We start from the raw sequence: 17,861 nt of genomic DNA on the forward strand, positions 1-17,861 counted from the left end.
TTTAATAACATTGTATGAATAATTTTGAAAAACTTGAACAGTTTTTTACTCAATATCTGATTTATTTTAAAAATAAAATAGACCGCCTTATGGCGATCCGAAATTTAATTTTCTTTTTTATTGCATATGCCCAGCTTTAAATGGATGAAGATCTGTATTTGTAATGCCAGATTTGACAAGGGGATCATTTTGAAACATTTCGAAAGCTGATTCATATGACTCCGCTTGGTAAATTATTATTCCCATTGCTCCATCTGTACAAGCCCCGCTGAAAAATATCTTCCCTTCCGAAAATAACTGATTAACATAAGCAAAATGTTGAGCCATAACGGCCTTTTCTTCTTCCGTCATGTTCTGTAACCAGTTTTCTTTTTTCGGTATTGCGGTCTCCAAAAAATATAGTTGTTCCATTTTAATTTCTCCTTTACCTTTTGATCTGTCATGTATTATTAATAAAAAAAGCTTTACTTATTATTAAAAGTAAAGCACCAGATGTTTTCATATTCAACTTTAATCTTGATCTTTTTCGTATGCAATTACTACTACTTCCTTGTTAGCTTGTTCACTTAATTTTTCTTCTAATGATTTGATTTCACTTACCAAATTAGACGAAAGCTCGGCAGCAATATATTGATTTTCTGGATTCATTTTCATCTCTCCTTTTTCGTATTATTTCTTGTCCCAGACTTCTCTATTCATATTACCGAGTTTCATTTTGGCTAGAGAACAAGATGAAGTGTCTAAAAATTCATAAGCACAGGTTTTACGTTCACGAAAACGAGAAAAAAGTGGGGATCAGTGAACGTAGATGAGTTCTACGTTCACGAAAAGGAGTCCAAAGCGGGGTCCTGTTCACGTAGACGGGTTTTACGTTCACGAAAGGGAGTTCAAAGCGGGGTCCTGTTCACGTCGACGGGTTCTACGTTCACGAAAATGAGTACAAAGCAGGAACCTATACACGTAGACGGGTTCTACGTTCACGAAAAGGAGTCCAAAGCGGGGTCCTGTTCACGTAGACGGGTTCTACGTGGACGAAAATGAGTACAAAGCAGGGACCTATACACGTAGACGGGTTCTACGTTCACGAAAATGAGTACAAAGCGGGGACTTGTGCACGTAGACAGGCTCTACGTTCACGAGAACTAGAAAAAGTATACCAACCGTGAACGTAAAGCGTCTGCAGATCGAAAACTGGAAAATAGATAAAACCCGGTCACGTAAATTTACACACTCATAGGTTTCGGACACGATCACCCCATCTTCGCCCCATAAATCCATCAAAAAAAGGAAGATGACAGTCATCTTCCTTTCTCGGGTCTATTAATAAACTGTCTGCATACCTTTCCCTGCCACAGTCATCCATTCAAATTGGCGCAGTCTTACCTCGAACAGTGTTAACGGGTCGCGGAACAGTTCGGGATTGGTGTTCATCTTGCTAAGCATTTCCTTATTATTCGAGATTTCTATCCTTGCCTCGTCAGCTGCTTGATTTAACACTTTTAGTGGCTGTCTGAAAAATAGGGTTGTGTCCCTATCCAGTGCCCTTTCAAACAATTCAAACTGCTGGAAAAAGCGTTTGTTGACCTCTGAGACAGCTTCCGAATAATCCTCGTTTTCAACAAAGGCTTGGTATTTATGGAACAGCATGGTTTTATTTTGCGATAGGGCTCCAAGCAGCCTTCCTGCACTTTTTAGCAGGAATTGCGATGGAGTTCGCCGCATCATAATATTGACTGGGTCGAATGGGATACTCGTTGTCATCCGGTCGGTGTCGCGACTCCAATCATCAAGTACCTTGTAGTCACAATCCGGACTGATTCGCTCTGCCCCGTACATATTATTAAGCCCTTCACTCATCTCAACTAAAAAGGCTTGGCTATCGTCAAATTCCCCTTTTGCTTGCTGAATCCAGCCTTGAAGAGCGGTAAAATATTTAGGTAGAACATCATTGTTCAAGTGGTCTTGAATTCTCTTGTTCATTTCATCATTCAGTTCAATATGGATTTTACTAAAATCGCTCTTTTCACTGATTAATTTTGAACATTCCTTTAGCATATTTGGAATGACGTCAGAAATCTCTTTTTGCAGGGAATCTTTAATGGAGCGATAGGCCTTTGTAATCGACGATGTTTTTTCTGACTCGATATCCTTCAGCTGATTGATGGCACCATTTAACCTCATTAACAGATCCTCGTTCCAACGAACCGATTCTATTAATTGGTTTTCCACGTCAATTCGCTTCTGCAAAAGACTCGTAATCGTGGTTCGAATGAAATAGAGTAATTTTGATAGCCTTTTATCTTCGATATTTCTCATCTGTTTAATAGACGAAACAAAACCCTTTAAGTCCGCTAATGACTGGCCGTTATTCTTTTTCGACGAAAAAGCAAAGACTTTAGCGTTCGGCAAAATAGAAGCTATTTCCCTCTTTGTTTCCTTAACTATATAGGCAGCATCCTGTTCATTTGCAATGGTGTCCATTTTATTCAAGAGAAAATGAATCGGAATATCTGGAGCAAGAGTCTGCATTTGTGAAACAATTTCCTGCTCTTTATCTGAGAATGGGTCATTGGCATCGAGCACAAAAAGAATCGTGTCCGCTACATGCAAATAATTAAAAATATCTTTTCGGTCATAATGACTTCCATTAAAACCTGGAGTATCAAGAATCGCTAATTGATTTTCGTATAAAAATGGTGTTGGTTGTCTAAATTCAATCATCGACTCAAGAGCATTCCGGCGCCGATCCATTCTTGCCTGGAATTCGGCGAAACCTGAAAGGTCCGTTATTCCTTGATCACTTATTTCTGAAATTTGAAGCTCTTCACTGTCACTAAACATCACCATCGATGTGGTTGGGCTATCCTGCAGTTCTTCACCAATGATCATGTTAATGAATGAGGACTTGCCGCTACCACTGTACCCAGTGACAAACAGGTGATGGGAATCGAAATCAATTAATTGATCAACAATCCAAATTAGGCGATTATGCTCACCCATATCATGCGCCACTGCCCACTTCATTATCGCTTCAAACAGTGTCAGGCACTCCTCCAGTTCATCGAAACTGTGTTCCGTTTGAGCAATTAGCTTGTCGGCCTCCTCCACAATTGCGACGCTGATACTTACTGGAAAAAGCTCATTCCATGATAAGACAGCTGCTCCTGCAACTACAGAATCGCTTAACCTTAGCCAATTCGTTAATAGGTCAGGAATAAACTCCTCCACCTGCTTAATCAAATACCTTCCATCTATGAACTGATCATATGTTTCTTTATGAAGACGAGAAAGCTCTGGCCAAGCCTCCTCATGGTTCATCTCAAAATTTAATAGAATATAATTAATCTCTTTTAACCAGGCAAAAAAGGATCCTTCATATTCGTAGCTCCTCCATAAGGAAGAAGCAAGTCCCTCAAACTCCAATTGATCAACGCTAAACAATTCGATTAAGGCCTGGGAAAAATAATTTGGTGCGTGATTTTTCGTAACGCCCTGATCCACATATAAATGTAAAATTTGAAACCAATTTAACGATCCTGTACGTTTTGCTTCATTGACCGCTAGTTCAATCGCATTTTCCCAGTCATTCTGCTCTTCAAAAAAGGCCCTGGCCCTTTCGGTGACATTTGGATAGTCCGGATTGGAGACTATCGTTTTTTTAATGATTTTCACAGCTGAATCAACTTTTCCTCGTGCGATATATAAAGAAAACAGCTTTAGGGCTACTTCCGTCTGTAAAGTAAGGTTATCAGTATCAATCGCTAAATAAAGATCTTCGGCGTTTGGCAAAATACCTGATTCATAATAAGCATCAGCGATATTTTTCTTCGCCCAAGGTGATAGTTCATTGGTTACATTTTCCCATTTAAAAATCGCTGCTTCATAATCTTTATGATGAAAATACACTTCTCCCTGTGCAAATCGGATCGGTGATAAGTCAGGAATATCCTTTTGGAGTTCCTCCTGATAGGCATCGCCAATAACATGAATAGGGTGGATCCCTTCATGTTCGTTTATGAACATTTTATAGTATGTCTTGCCGATGAATTGCTCTTCTATTGTCATTGTTTTCCCCCCTCACAACCACTTCTTTGTCATCATATGGAAAATAGGCATATTTATTCCTTATACCATTCGAGTCATGGTTATATTTTTAGTCCTAATATATCAATTTTAACAAAGCACTTTTTTAAAAGGATGTCAGATTTATTTCATTTTGTAAACAATTTGTCTTTATTATAAAAAAACCTCCTAAAACTTTACAGATACTTCCGTTTTTAACCTTTTGTAAAGTATAATAGGATCAAATACATAAGGAGTTTTTAATGTGGAAAAAGATCAAGCTGAATTCTTATCCAATTGCATTGAAAAAACAGATTCACCTACATATGAGATAAAGAAATTAAAAACGGTTGGCGGCAGCTTGCCAAAATTCCATCAGTGGACCAATAGAAAACAAACCTTATCAGCCTATGAGGTCAAACGAATTGATAGCGATACAAGCTATTTCTTTCTATTCATTGATTGGCATCGTAATGATAACTATTATTTAGTAATTTATGCTCATGATAAAACAACGACAATTGCCGAGATTCGGCCAATCAAGGAAATTGAAGGGATCCCCCACCTTGTGTGGACGTACAAGCCATTTAAACGAGACGGGAAAAATGACCAACGAAAGGCCTACTTTAAACAAATGTTTGGTTCGACAACTGTTGAAATTAAACTGCCATCATCAAGCTCGGAAGTGGAAGGTTTTTTCAATCAGTTGTTTCAGCTCTGTCAAAATCGGATAAAAGCGGACCGAATTGTTGAAGTATTTGATTTTGATTAAAAACAAAGGAGGAGGCTAGAACAGCCTCCCCGACGTTTATAAAACTTTGCTTAAAAATGCTTTCGTACGCTCTTCTTTCGGGTTTTCGAATAGATCTTTCGGGATATTTTCTTCAACAATTAGGCCGTCGTCCATAAAAATAACACGGTCCCCTACTTCTCTCGCAAACCCCATTTCATGGGTTACCACAATCATCGTCATGCCTTCTTTGGCTAATTGCTTCATTACCTCTAATACCTCACCTACCATCTCCGGGTCAAGTGCCGATGTAGGCTCATCAAAGAGCATAATCTTCGGTTCCATCGCAAGGGCTCTCGCAATCGCAACCCGCTGTTTTTGCCCACCTGATAAGGAATCCGGAAAGGCTTCCGCTTTTTCCTCTAACCCAACTTTTCTTAAAAGCTCCAAACCTTTTAGCTTCGCATTTTCTATTGGGACATTTCTCACTTTCATTGGTGCAAGCATAATGTTTTCCATGACCGTTTTATGGGGAAAAAGATTGAACTGTTGAAATACCATTCCAACTTCAGTTCGGATTTTATTGATATTCGTCTTTTTATCTACTACGTCAATCCCTTCAATGTAGACATGCCCATCTGTAATTGTTTCTAGCATATTAATGCAGCGGAGAAAAGTAGACTTTCCAGAGCCTGATGGTCCAATCACTACGACTACTTCCTGGGGCTTGACCGACAGATTAATATTTTTAAGAACCTCATTTGTACCAAAGGATTTTTTTAAACCTTTCACTTCAATCATTCAGTCGCTAACCTTCTTTCAAATCGAGATAACAAGTAGTTTAATGATAGTGTTAACAAAAGATAGATCACCGCAGTAGTAAGATACGGCTCCCATGGGCGATAATACTGCCCCTGCATCGCCCTTCCCCAATACATAAGCTCCGGGGCTGCAATAATAGCTGCTAGCGAAGAATCTTTAATTAAAACAATAAACTCATTACCTAGCGGCGGAATCATCCTTTTAAAGGCCTGTGGTAGAATGACATACCGCATCGCCTGGACATGCGTCATTCCTAAGGAACGGGCAGCTTCCATTTGCCCCCTATCAATAGATTGAATCCCCGCGCGAAAAATTTCCGCCACATAGGCTGCTGAGTTTAAGGAAAGCGCGACAATTGCAGCCAGAATCGCATTTGTTGTCCCTATTAACAGTGGGATGACACCGAAATGAATCAATAATATTTGAACCAATAATGGGGTACCGCGAAATATATTAATATACCATTTAAATGGCAGCGCAGCGATTGGCCTTTTCATCATTTTACCTAATCCAATTAACAGGCCAAGAACAGTTCCGAAAATAATCGCTGCAATGGAAAAACCAATAGTAAGTAATGTTCCCTTTGCAAAAAAAGGAGCATACTCAGCTATCAAATCCCAACGAAAATCCATTATGAGATCCCCCTAATAAATAATCCTTTGAGTTATTTGGTATCATGTTTAGATTGAAAAAAATTGCGTAACTACTTATGTTTAAGAGTTACGCAATTGTAATTTTTTGAAGATAGTATAAGACTTTAACTTCGAGAATTGTCTAGATCAGACGCCCAGCGATTAATGGACTTCTCTAAACGGGAGCCTTCTGCTTTTCTCACTATTGATGTTCTTTTAAAGTTTTTAAATCCAGCTTCGTATTAAGCCATTTCTTATATATTTTTTCATAAGTTCCGTTCTCAACTACTTTTTTAATAGCCTTGTCAAAATCAGCTTTTAGCTTGCTTCCCTTTGGTAACAGGATGCCATAGAACTCTTTTTGAAATGTAGTATCGTCTTCAATGAATTTGAAATTGTCCTTTGGATTATTTTTAATATAAGTTTCAATTACTGTATTATCGGATACGACAGCATCTGCCCCGCCACCTTTTAGTTCAAGAATAGCAAGATTGTTACTTTCGAATTTTTTAAGTTTATTATTGTTTTTGCCAATAAGTGCTTCAACCGCATCCTGACCTGTCGTACCATTTTGCACGGCAATCACTTTACCCTTCAAATCTTGTGCGTTCTTAATATCGCTTTTCTTAGGCACCATAATTTCGTTTTTAGATAAAAAGTATGGGATAGTAAAATCATAAGTTTGTTTTCGATCATCTGTGATGGTGATGGAAGAAATGGCAGCATCCGCTGTTTTCCCTTTAATTTCAACAAATAACGGATCCCAGCCAACGTGCTCAACCTTTACATCATACCCTGCTTCCTTTGCAACAGCTTTAACGAAATCAACATCAAATCCTACTACTTCTCCTTTATCCTGGTATTCAAACGGGGCATACGTTGCATCGGTAACGATTCTTAAGGTCTTCTTTTCACCGCTACCACTTGTAGTACTTGTACCACATGCTGAAAGAACAAAGAGTAATGAAAAGACAATCATCGTTGTGACAATTTTAAACTTCTTCATTTTTGACCCCCTAATTCTTTTCTTGTTATTTTTTGAATTTTATCAATATTTCGATTATAATATATTTGCCATATTATTCAATATTTTAAATCTATTACTAAATTAATATGGTAAATAAATATATAATTATTATTTTTTATGTTATTTTCACTTCTATTATTCTATTTTTTTAATTCCAATATTTTCAAGTATTATTAATATAAGAGTTTCGAATTGACTGAACAAAGTAAAAAAATCGTGTGAACTTTCCTAACAAATAAAATGACAAAATTTAAATTCTTGGATACTTTAATCTATAAATAAAATGAAATATTAGTTCAAAAAAATGATATAAAATCTAGGGATAACAGGGTGTGGTGAAGGGAGAAAATGAAAAACGATTTATCTTATAAAGATAAAAAAGTGATTACAATTGGAATCGTTAGAGAACTTACTGGTCTTTCCGATAGACAAATACGCTACTACGAAGAGAGAAAACTGATTTTTCCAGAAAGATCCCTAGGAGGAAGCCGGAAATATTCATTTTCAGATGTCGAGCTATTGATGGAAATCGCAAATAAAATTGAAGACGGAATTCAAACACATGAAATTAGAAAAGAAATGCTGCGAGAACAAAAGAAACAATCCGATGCAGAAGTTAAAACGAAAATGATCCAAGGACAGCTCAATGCCCATTTCGGGATGAGAAAAGTGTAATTTCCATATCCATTAAAAAAGTCCTGTATTTGAAGCAGGGCTTTTTCCTTTTTCATTTCCTCCGGTTTTTCTCTAAATTTTAAAATCAATGTTAGATTTCTTGACATGTTTATAGAAATGTTTTTACAAACATGTGAAAATACAGCTATTCATAATGTTAAATAATTTCAAGGAGGTAAACTGATGAATACTTTATTCTTAATGAACAGTCTTTGGGTAATGGTTAGTGCAGTGCTAGTAATTCTTATGATTGGGGGTTTTATCCTCCTTGAAACCGGTTCGACTAGGATGAAAAATGCCGGTCATATTGCTGCTAAGACGATTCTAACCTTTAGCATTGGATCGATCATTTTTTGGGCTGTTGGATATGGTTTATCCTTTGGCAAAGGAAGTGCGCTTATTGGTTTTTCCAACTTCTTTTATTCCGGTTATGATGTAAAAGGATTATCACTCTCGGGTGCTGTTTTCTTTTTATTCCAATTGGCATTTGCCGGTATATCGTTAACGATTGCGTTTGGTGGATTTGCTGAAAGGGCAAAATTAACAGTCTATCTAGTGTTTTCTGTACTCTTCTCGATACTTGTGTATCCACCTATTGCTCATTGGATTTGGGGTGGCGGCTGGCTTGCTGAGCACGGAAAACAGGATTTTGCCGGTTCAACAGTAGTTCATTTAACTGGAGCGATGGCAGCACTCGCAGCTACTATTCTATTAAAACCTCGGATTGGAAAATATAACAAGGATGGATCCGCTAATAATTTGGCAGGACATAATCAAGTATTTACCGCATTAAGTGTCTTACTACTATGGGTGGGTTGGTTTGGTTTTAATGCAGGAAGCACGTTAGGCATTAACAAAGCATTCTTTGGATATGTCGCCGTTAATACAAACCTGGGCGCCGCAGCCGGTACCGTTGCAGCGCTGATGATTTCTTGGATCATGATGGGCAAAGCTGATGTATCAATGATGTTAAACGGAGCGTTAGCTGGCCTCGTTGCAATTACCGCTTCCTGTGGTTTTGTGGATACTTGGGCAGCTGTTGTCATCGGTTTTATCGCTGGAATTCTTGTATTCTATAGTATTCGTTTCTTTGAAAAATTGAAAATTGATGATCCCATTGCCGCCCTATCCGTTCACGGAACGGCTGGAGTTTGGGGGACATTATCCAATGGACTTTTTGCAACAAAGGAACTGGCTACAATCGGCAAACCGGGTTTATTTTACGGGGGCGGCTTGCATCAGTTAAGTGTTCAGGCAATGGGTGTTGTTACGTGTGCCGCCTACGCATTTCTTGTTTCATTTTTTCTTCTTTTAATCCTGAAGGTATTGATGAATGGGCTTCGCGTAACTGAAAATGAAGAAATTACTGGTCTTGACCTAAGTGAACACGGAAGTTACGGATACCCAGAATTGGTAAAGTTAGAAACAAAGCTTAAGGCCCAGTAAAAATTGATGGTGGTCAATCCCTTACTTGGGATTGCTCCACCATAGTTTTTTTAAAAAAATATTTCCTGAGAAAAATAGCGATTTTGGGAATCTATTTTTCAATGTCCTAATATGGGCAAAATTAGAATTGGTTTACTTCTCATGAGAGTATTCCAACAATAATCCCCCCTCCTATTCCTCCCATTCTTACCTGCTTCAAGTTCCCTTTTAAATTTTTTGAAAAATATTTTTTTCTGAACAAACCCTATTAAACCAATAATGAAAACGCTATCAATTATTTTGATTGTTTTGAATTATCAGATTTCTCTATTGACCATTGTTTGGATTAGTTGTATGATATCGACAATATCAATTATCTAAGATGTTCACATTGCCTTTTTTCATTCCTTAAGGGATGGGGTAAGGCAATTATTTTATAAAAGATTTTTAACCGTTTAAAGCGGTTCATCATTAAAGAGGAGTGGTTAAGTTGGGTAGTCAATGGATTTTCCTTGGCGGCCAGTTCGTCAAGAAAGAGGATGCTGTCATTTCAGTATATGATCATGGCTTTTTATATGGGGATGGAGTCTTTGAAGGCATTCGTGTCTACACCGGTAATGTCTTTAGGCTCGATGCTCACCTGAAAAGGCTATATGAATCAGCACAATCCATTATGCTCCAGATTCCATACACAAAGGAAGAAATGACTCAATTGATCGTTGAGACAATTAGAAAAAATCAACTTGAAAGCGCCTATATTCGTGTCGTTGTTTCCCGTGGTAAAGGCAATCTCGGACTGGACCCTTCCTCCTGCTTAAATCCAAATGTCATTATAATCGCTGAAGAATTAGCGATGTTTCCAAAAGAGTTCTACGAGCACGGAATCAAGATCGCCTCCGTTGCAAGCCGGAGAAATCGGCCGGATGTTCTTAGCCCTCAGGTCAAATCGCTAAATTATTTAAATAATATCCTTGTAAAACTTGAAGCAAACCAAGCTGGGGTCCAAGAAGCCTTGATGCTCAATGACCAAGGCTATGTTACAGAGGGTTCCGCAGACAATATCTTTATCGTTAAAAACGGTATTGTATATACTCCTCCCGTTTATCTTGGCGCTTTAGAAGGGATTACCCGGAATGCGATTCTTGATGTAGCAAGGGCACAAGGTTTTGAAGTGAGAGAAACTCCATTTACCCGACATGATGTCTACGTTGCAGATGAGGTCTTCCTTACCGGAACTGCCGTTGAAGTCATAGCCGTTGTTGAAGTAGATGGGCGGATCATTAAGGATGGTAAACCTGGAAACGTAACAAACCAACTGTTAGAGGAATTTAGAAGGATTGTTACAACAGACGGAGTGGCTGTTTACCCGTCAGAAACAAATCACGTAAATGTCAGTTAGGAGGCGCCTTTCATGCGCAGCGATATGATTAAAAAGGGGATTGATCGTGCCCCCCACCGAAGTCTTTTATACGCAACCGGGGTCAAAACCAGTGACTTAGATAAACCATTCATTGGTGTCTGTAACTCCTATATCGACATTATTCCCGGGCATAGACACCTAAACTCCTTCGGTGAAATTGTCAAAGAAGCTATCCGCGAAGCCGGCGGTATCCCGTTTGAGTTTAATACGATCGGTGTTGATGATGGTATTGCGATGGGACATATTGGGATGCGCTATTCCCTGCCAAGTCGTGAAATCATTGCCGACAGTGCCGAAACAGTTATCAATGCTCACTGGTTTGACGGCGTTTTTTACATCCCGAACTGTGACAAAATTACACCGGGAATGTTAATGGCAGCAGCCAGGACCAATGTTCCATCTGTATTTGTTTCAGGCGGGCCGATGGAAGCAGGTGTATCTTCAACGGGTAAAAACCTCTCCCTTACTTCTGTTTTTGAAGGAGTTGGAGCGTATCATAAAGGATCGATGACTCAGCAGGATCTGCTTGATCTTGAAACGAATGCCTGTCCTACCTGCGGTTCATGCTCAGGAATGTTTACTGCCAACTCAATGAACTGCCTTATGGAAGTTTTAGGGATGACGGTTCCTGGTAACGGAACGATTGTTGCCACTTCTGAAGAAAGACACGAGCTCATTCGTCAAGCAGCTAAACATTTGCTTGAATTAGTGAAAAACGATATTCGACCGCGTGACATCATGACAAGAGAAGCATTCGATAATGCTTTTGCTTTAGATATGGCCATGGGTGGTTCTACTAACACGGTTCTTCATACATTAGCCATCGCTCATGAGTCCGGTATTGAATACGATTTACGCGATATTAATAAAATTGCTGAAAAAGTTCCTTATTTGGCAAAAATCATGCCGGCATCCGATTATTCGATGCAAGATGTCCACCGCGCAGGCGGAGTAAGCGCCATTTTAAATGAGCTTTGTCAGGTGGAAGGTGCACTTCATCATAACTGCCTTACCATTACCGGGAAAACTATAGCTGAAAATGTGAAGGATGCAACAATCCTTGATGAAAGGGTTATTCGTCCTAGGGAAAATCCATATAGCCCTGTTGGCGGACTATCCATCCTTTACGGAAACCTCGCTCCAGACGGGGGTGTCATTAAAGTAGGGGCTGTTGACCCTTCTATAAAAACCTTCCTTGGTGAAGCCATTGTTTTTGATTCCCAAGAGGAGGCACAAGAAAACATTAATAATGGTCATGTTAAAAGCGGCCACGTTGTTGTTATTCGCTATGAAGGTCCAAAAGGCGGCCCGGGAATGCCGGAAATGCTTGCTCCAACATCTGCGATTGCCGGCCGCGGTTTAGAAAAAGAAGTTGCCTTGATCACGGACGGTCGCTTCTCAGGTGCCAGCCGTGGAATCTCAATTGGACATATTTCACCTGAAGCTGCAGAAGGCGGCCCCATCGCCTTCGTCGAAAATGGCGACAAAATTTTGATTGATTTACAAGCGCGCTCGCTTGAACTTCTTGTTGATGACGAGGTTCTTGCAGAAAGACGGCGCTTATGGATGAAGCCAGAACCTAAGATCAAAACTGGTTATCTCGCAAAATATGCAAAGCTCGTTACCTCTGCCAACACTGGCGGAATCATGAAAATATAGGATTATTTTAAAAAAATATTGATAAATCAATGACGGGAATAAAAGAATAAGAATTCGTATTTACAGAGAGCTGGGGTTGCTGGAAGCCCAGTAATACAACTTATTCTGACATCGTCCCTGAGTGTTGTGCCGAACAGTCATTTCTAAGTAGGCTCAATCAGGTGTTTCTACTTAAGCACCTGTTACCAAAAGAAGCGCATCTTTCCTTTAGTATTCGCTTCCTAAGGCAGTATTCGTGAGGATACTGTAAAAACCGGGTGGTACCGAGAAAATGAAGACCCTTTTCTCCCCGATTAATCTGCTATGTAACTTATCAACTGCAGTTTATTTGGGGAGAAAAGGGTCTTTTTATATTTGGATTAAGGAGTTTTGGGGTTAGATTGGGATACCTACAAATTTAACAAACTTATCTACAAATTTTGGATTTTTTTTACACCCCCAAGTTTCACGAGCTGATTATTTACAAATAACCAAAACTCTTTCGTTTTATCAACACACAGCCCTAGGCTGAGTTTTTCAAATATTCAAATATTCATAAGGAGGGATTACGACGTGAATGTAAAAGTAAAACTGGAATTTCAAACCAGTAACGCACCAAAAACAGGTGCAGATCTTCTTATCGACCTATTGATCAAAGAAGGTGTCGACACAATATTTGGGTACCCTGGTGGTGCTGTCCTGCCAATTTACGATGCGATTTATCGAGCACAAAATTCAGTGCAGCACCTCCTTTTCCGGCACGAGCAAGGCATGATTCATGCTGCTGAGGGCTTTGCACGAATAACCGGAAAACCTGGAGTCGTGATTGCAACCTCAGGTCCCGGGGCAACGAACCTGGTTACAGGGATTACAGATGCAATGATGGATTCCTTACCACTGGTCATTTTTACTGGGCAGGTTGCACGCAGTGTCATTGGAACCGATGCTTTTCAGGAAGCGGATATTATGGCAATTACGAGCCCGATTACAAAGCACAACTACCAAGTGCAATCAATTTCAGATCTGCCAAGAATTGTGAAGGAAGCTTTTCATATTGCTTCTACCGGCCGTCCGGGACCTGTTGTCGTCGATATTCCAAAAGATATATCAGCTGGGGAACTATACTTCGAACCTAAAGAAGTCAATATTCACTTACCAGGCTATCAGCCAACAACAAAGCCAAATCCGTTGCAAATAAAAAAATTAGCAGAATCGATTGGAAAAGCAAAAAAACCTGTTGTACTTGGGGGTGCAGGAGTCCTGCATGCAAAAGCAGCTTCTGAATTAACAGCCTTTGCCGAAAAACACAAACTTCCTGTTGTCACTACCCTTTTAGGGTTAGGTACCTTCCCTGCAGATAACCCCCTCTCTTTAGGGATGGGAGGCATGCACGGTACTTACGCTGCAAATATGGCATTGTACGAATGTGATTTACTTATTAATTTTGGTGCCCGGTTCGATGACAGGTTAACAGGAAACCTAATTCACTTTGCACCACAAGCTAAGGTCGCACATATTGACATCGATCCAGCTGAGATTGGAAAAAATGTCCCGACACAAATTCCAATCGTTTCCGATGCAAAAGAAGCATTAATCGAATTATACAATCAACCAATAGATTCGCCTGAACGCGAAGAATGGTTAGAAACACTAAAAAGATACAAAGAAGATTACCCGCTCTGGTATGAACATAGCCAGAATGGAATGAGTCCACAATGGCTCATTGAAGCGGTTCACAAGGTGACCAATGGAGAAGCAATCGTAGCGACAGATGTCGGCCAGCATCAAATGTGGGCCGCACAATACTATACCTTTAACGAGCCGCATCGCTGGATCACTTCAGGAGGACTTGGAACAATGGGGTTTGGCTTCCCAGCCGCAATCGGTGCCCAAATCGCCTCACCGGATCGTACAGTGGTCGCTATTGTTGGGGATGGCGGTTTCCAAATGACGCTTCAGGAATTATCAGTTGTCTATGAACGGAAGCTCCCAGTAAAAATCATTATTGTTAACAATGGAGCACTTGGCATGGTGCGTCAATGGCAGGAGCTATTGCACGGGAATCGGATTTCAGAATCCATCCTCCATACACAGCCAGATTTTGTAAAGCTTGCTGAAAGCTATTCCATCCGCGGGTATAAGGTTGATAACCAGGAAGAACTCATTCCAATTCTGTCTGAAGTATTTGCTTATGACGGCCCAGTTCTAGTAGACTGCCGCGTTCTTCAGCAGGAAAAAGTCTTCCCGATGATTGCTCCGGGAAAGGGAATTCATGAAATGATTGGGGTGAAACCATGAAGCGAATCATCACAGCAACCGTTCAAAACAGAAGCGGTGTCCTAAATCGGGTAACCGGTTTATTACAAAGACGTCAATTCAATATTGAAAGTATTTCCGTCGGTCAAACTGAAATTGAAGGCATCTCAAAAATGACTCTTGTCGTTGAGGTGGAAGACGAACAGCGGCTTGAGCAAGTAACTAAGCAGCTAAATAAACAGATTGATGTTTTAAAAGTTTCGGATATTACTGATAAAGCGATTGTTGTCAGAGAACTTGCCCTGATTAAGGTGGCCAGCTGCAGTCAGCTCCGTAGTGAAATAAATGGAATAATCGATCCATTCCGTGCCTCCATCATCGATGTAAGCAAGGATAGCCTATCTGTTCAAATTACAGGTAAGCCGGAAAAAATCGATGCCCTAATTGAGCTGCTTCGCCCATACGGCATTAAAGAAATATCGAGAACAGGGGTAACCGCCTTTTTACGTGGCTATCAGCCACAGGTAACCGAATTAAACACATATGTTTTATAACACAAATTCAAATAAATCAAAATCAAATTCAGAAAGGAAGATAAAATCATGGTAAAAGTACTTCATCACAACAATATTAACGAGGAAGTTTTACACTCTAAAAAAATTGCTATCATCGGCTATGGCTCTCAAGGCCATGCTCACGCTCTTAACTTAAAGGAAAGCGGTTTTGACGTGGTTGTCGGCTTAAGAGGAGGTAAATCATGGGATAAAGCAGTTGAAGATGGTGTCGATGTCTGTTCTGTCGCGGAAGCAACTGCTGCTGCAGATATTATTATGGTTCTCCTTCCGGATGAACATCAGCCAAAGGTTTATGAAGAGAGCATTAAGCCACATCTTCAACCTGGAAATGCCCTTGTTTTTGCCCATGGCTTTAATATTCATTTCAGCCAAATTGTCCCTCCTGCAGATGTTGACGTCTTCCTCGTTGCTCCTAAAGGACCAGGTCATTTAGTTCGTCGAACCTATACTGAAGGTGCCGGAGTTCCAGCCCTTTATGCTGTTTATCAAGACTACTCCGGCCAGGCACGTGAGCTTGCCCTTGCCTATGCCAAAGGGATTGGCTCTGCTCGTGCGGGAGTATTGGAAACTACTTTCCAAGAGGAAACAGAAACCGATCTTTTCGGAGAACAAGCGGTCCTTTGTGGCGGGGCGACAAGCTTAATCAAAGCCGGATTCGAAACGCTTGTAGAAGCAGGTTATCAGCCAGAGGTTGCCTATTTTGAATGTTTACATGAATTGAAATTAATCGTTGACCTGCTTTATGAAGGCGGCTTGTCAAACATGCGTTATTCCATCTCTGATACCGCGCAATGGGGCGATTTCGTTTCCGGTCCGCGCGTTGTCAACGAAGATACAAAAGCCCGGATGAAAGACATTTTAAAAGATATCCAAACAGGAGTCTTCGCCAAAGGCTGGATCCTAGAAAACCAAGCAAATCGCCCGCAATTTAACGCCATCAATCGCAATGAAAATAACCATTTAATTGAACAAGTTGGCCGTGAGCTTCGTGCTTTAATGCCATTTATTAAAAAGCCTGTAAATGAAAAGAAGGAAGTGGTGGTAAATGGTTCACGTTAACATCTTTGATACGACATTACGCGATGGAGAACAGTCCCCAGGTGTGAATTTAAACCAGCTTGAAAAATTAGAAATCGCTAGACAGCTTGAAAGGTTTGGCGTTGACATTATGGAGGCCGGGTTTCCGGCTTCCTCTCAAGGTGATTTTGAAGGAGTCAGAGCCATTGCCCGGACGATCAAAAACGCTTCCGTTACAGGCCTTGCAAGAGCGACAAAATCGGACATTGACATTGCGTGGGATGCCTTAAAAGATGCACAAGAACCAAGATTGCATATTTTTCTTGCCACCTCCCCCATCCATATGAAGTATAAACTGATGAAAACACCAGAAGAAGTCACACAACTTGCCATTGACATGGTTTCATATGCTAGGAGAAAGTTCCCTCATGTGGAATGGTCAGCAGAGGATGGTTCCCGGACAGATCTCGATTTTCTTTGTAGGATTATCGAAAAAGTAATTGATGCAGGTGCAACTGTTATCAATATCCCTGATACCGTCGGCTATGCCACACCTGAAGAATATGGCCGTATTTTCCGTTACGTCAGAGAACATGTCCCGAATATTCATAAGGTGACGCTCTCAGCCCATTGCCATGACGACCTCGGGATGGCGGTTGCCAATTCCCTTGCAGCGATCGAAAACGGGGCTACCCAAGTGGAAGGAACGATTAACGGCATTGGCGAACGCGCTGGCAACGCATCGCTTGAAGAAATTGCTGTGGCCATGAGTATCCGAAAAGATCAATATCCATATACCACGAATCTTGTTTTAAAAGAAATTAAACGGACGAGTGATTTGGTAAGCCGCTTTACCGGAATGGTCGTTCCAGCTAATAAGGCCGTTGTTGGAAAAAACGCTTTTGCACACGAATCAGGCATTCATCAAGATGGCGTTTTAAAGCATGCTTCAACATATGAAATTATCACTCCAGAGCTCGTGGGGGTTAGTTCGAATGATTTAGTACTGGGCAAACACTCCGGCCGCCATGCATTTAAAGATAAAATTGAGCAAATGGGCTTCCAATTATCTTCAGAAAAACTTAACGAAGCCTTCACCTCTTTTAAACAGTTAACCGACCGGAAAAAAGAAGTCACCGATGAAGATTTGTTTACCATCTTAACAGATATTCAAACGAACATTGCCGATGTGAAGAAATATGAACTTGTTGCATTCCAGGTCCATTATGGTTCAGCAAATCTTCCTACCGCAACCGTCGCTCTAACGACTCCAGAAGGGATTAAGGTTGAAACGGCCTGCACAGGAAGCGGCAGTGTCGAAGCTCTTGTTAATACATTAGACGCATTAGTAAAAGAAGAAATTCATCTCACTGATTTTAGACTTAGCTCTGTCGGTCAAGGACGTGATGCCCTCGCAGAAGTCCACGTCAAAATGACCGTGAACGGCACCCCTGTCAGTGGAAGAGGCTCGGCACAAGATGTGCTCGAAGCTTCAGCAAAAGCGTTTTTAAACGCTGTAAATCGGATGTTTTTTACACAGAAGGCGGAACTAAAGGAAACAGCTTTAAGATAATAAATAAAT

At 40.4% G+C, this 17,861-nt stretch carries 15 protein-coding genes; 9 read left to right on the plus strand and 6 right to left on the minus strand.

Features of this window, described 5'->3' with window-relative positions; translation table 11 throughout:
* Positions 1-117: 117 nt before the first annotated feature.
* From BN1082_RS09275 to BN1082_RS09280, 3 genes are all read right to left on the minus strand, one after another.
* Positions 118-411 (minus strand): YciI family protein, encoded by a 294-nt coding sequence (locus BN1082_RS09275; protein WP_090633625.1) that lies wholly within the window; start codon positions 409-411, stop codon positions 118-120.
* A gap of 99 nt (positions 412-510) precedes the next feature.
* Complete coding sequence (locus tag BN1082_RS27410) at positions 511-654, minus strand: hypothetical protein (protein ID WP_176699720.1); 144 nt, start codon at positions 652-654, stop codon at positions 511-513.
* A gap of 666 nt (positions 655-1,320) precedes the next feature.
* Positions 1,321-4,065 (minus strand): GTPase domain-containing protein, encoded by a 2,745-nt coding sequence (locus BN1082_RS09280; protein WP_090633627.1) that lies wholly within the window; start codon positions 4,063-4,065, stop codon positions 1,321-1,323.
* A gap of 262 nt (positions 4,066-4,327) precedes the next feature.
* Between BN1082_RS09280 and BN1082_RS09285 the strand changes: the two genes are divergently transcribed.
* On the plus strand, positions 4,328-4,834 hold the full coding sequence (locus BN1082_RS09285) for a hypothetical protein (protein ID WP_090633629.1): 507 nt from the start codon (positions 4,328-4,330) through the stop codon (positions 4,832-4,834).
* 36 nt (positions 4,835-4,870) lie between these two features.
* On the opposite strand, the gene BN1082_RS09290 is transcribed toward BN1082_RS09285, so the two are convergent.
* The 3 genes from BN1082_RS09290 to BN1082_RS09300 all read right to left on the minus strand — a co-directional run bounded on the left by BN1082_RS09290 (position 4,871) and on the right by BN1082_RS09300 (position 7,252).
* The gene (locus BN1082_RS09290; RefSeq protein ID WP_090633630.1) at positions 4,871-5,593 is read right to left on the minus strand and encodes an amino acid ABC transporter ATP-binding protein; all 723 of its coding nucleotides are present in this window, start codon (positions 5,591-5,593) and stop codon (positions 4,871-4,873) included.
* Positions 5,590-6,246 carry an amino acid ABC transporter permease gene (locus BN1082_RS09295; protein WP_090633632.1) on the minus strand — a complete coding sequence of 219 codons (657 nt, stop codon included), beginning with the start codon at positions 6,244-6,246 and terminating at the stop codon, positions 5,590-5,592. Before BN1082_RS09295 ends, BN1082_RS09290 begins: the two co-directional genes overlap by 4 nt.
* Positions 6,247-6,448: 202 nt before the next feature.
* Positions 6,449-7,252 carry a basic amino acid ABC transporter substrate-binding protein gene (locus BN1082_RS09300; protein ID WP_090633634.1) on the minus strand — a complete coding sequence of 268 codons (804 nt, stop codon included), beginning with the start codon at positions 7,250-7,252 and terminating at the stop codon, positions 6,449-6,451.
* 369 nt (positions 7,253-7,621) lie between these two features.
* Between BN1082_RS09300 and BN1082_RS09305 the strand changes: the two genes are divergently transcribed.
* The 8 genes from BN1082_RS09305 to BN1082_RS09340 all read left to right on the plus strand — a co-directional run bounded on the left by BN1082_RS09305 (position 7,622) and on the right by BN1082_RS09340 (position 17,852).
* Positions 7,622-7,948, plus strand: a complete 327-nt coding sequence (locus BN1082_RS09305; protein ID WP_090633635.1) for a MerR family transcriptional regulator — start codon at positions 7,622-7,624, stop codon at positions 7,946-7,948.
* Between the two features lie 183 nt (positions 7,949-8,131).
* Complete coding sequence (locus BN1082_RS09310; protein ID WP_090633637.1) at positions 8,132-9,394, plus strand: ammonium transporter; 1,263 nt, start codon at positions 8,132-8,134, stop codon at positions 9,392-9,394.
* A 469-nt stretch (positions 9,395-9,863) separates the two neighbouring features.
* Entirely contained in the window at positions 9,864-10,772 is a 909-nt protein-coding gene (gene ilvE, locus BN1082_RS09315) for a branched-chain-amino-acid transaminase (protein ID WP_090633639.1), read from the plus strand.
* 12 nt (positions 10,773-10,784) lie between these two features.
* Complete coding sequence (gene ilvD / locus BN1082_RS09320; protein WP_090633641.1) at positions 10,785-12,452, plus strand: dihydroxy-acid dehydratase; 1,668 nt, start codon at positions 10,785-10,787, stop codon at positions 12,450-12,452.
* Positions 12,453-13,004: 552 nt separating this feature from the next.
* Positions 13,005-14,729, plus strand: coding sequence for a biosynthetic-type acetolactate synthase large subunit (gene ilvB, locus BN1082_RS09325; protein ID WP_090633643.1), 1,725 nt, complete (start codon positions 13,005-13,007; stop codon positions 14,727-14,729).
* Positions 14,726-15,241, plus strand: a complete 516-nt coding sequence (gene ilvN, locus BN1082_RS09330; RefSeq protein WP_090633645.1) for an acetolactate synthase small subunit — start codon at positions 14,726-14,728, stop codon at positions 15,239-15,241. Before ilvB ends, ilvN begins: the two co-directional genes overlap by 4 nt.
* Before the next feature lie 48 nt (positions 15,242-15,289).
* Entirely contained in the window at positions 15,290-16,321 is a 1,032-nt protein-coding gene (gene ilvC, locus BN1082_RS09335; protein WP_090633647.1) for a ketol-acid reductoisomerase, read from the plus strand.
* Entirely contained in the window at positions 16,308-17,852 is a 1,545-nt protein-coding gene (locus BN1082_RS09340; protein WP_090633649.1) for a 2-isopropylmalate synthase, read from the plus strand. The genes ilvC and BN1082_RS09340 overlap by 14 nt, the downstream gene beginning before the upstream one ends.
* Positions 17,853-17,861 lie beyond the last annotated feature (9 nt).

Origin of the sequence: Neobacillus massiliamazoniensis, from assembly GCF_001048695.1 — a bacterium.
Classification (GTDB): domain Bacteria; phylum Bacillota; class Bacilli; order Bacillales; family Cytobacillaceae; genus Neobacillus; species Neobacillus massiliamazoniensis.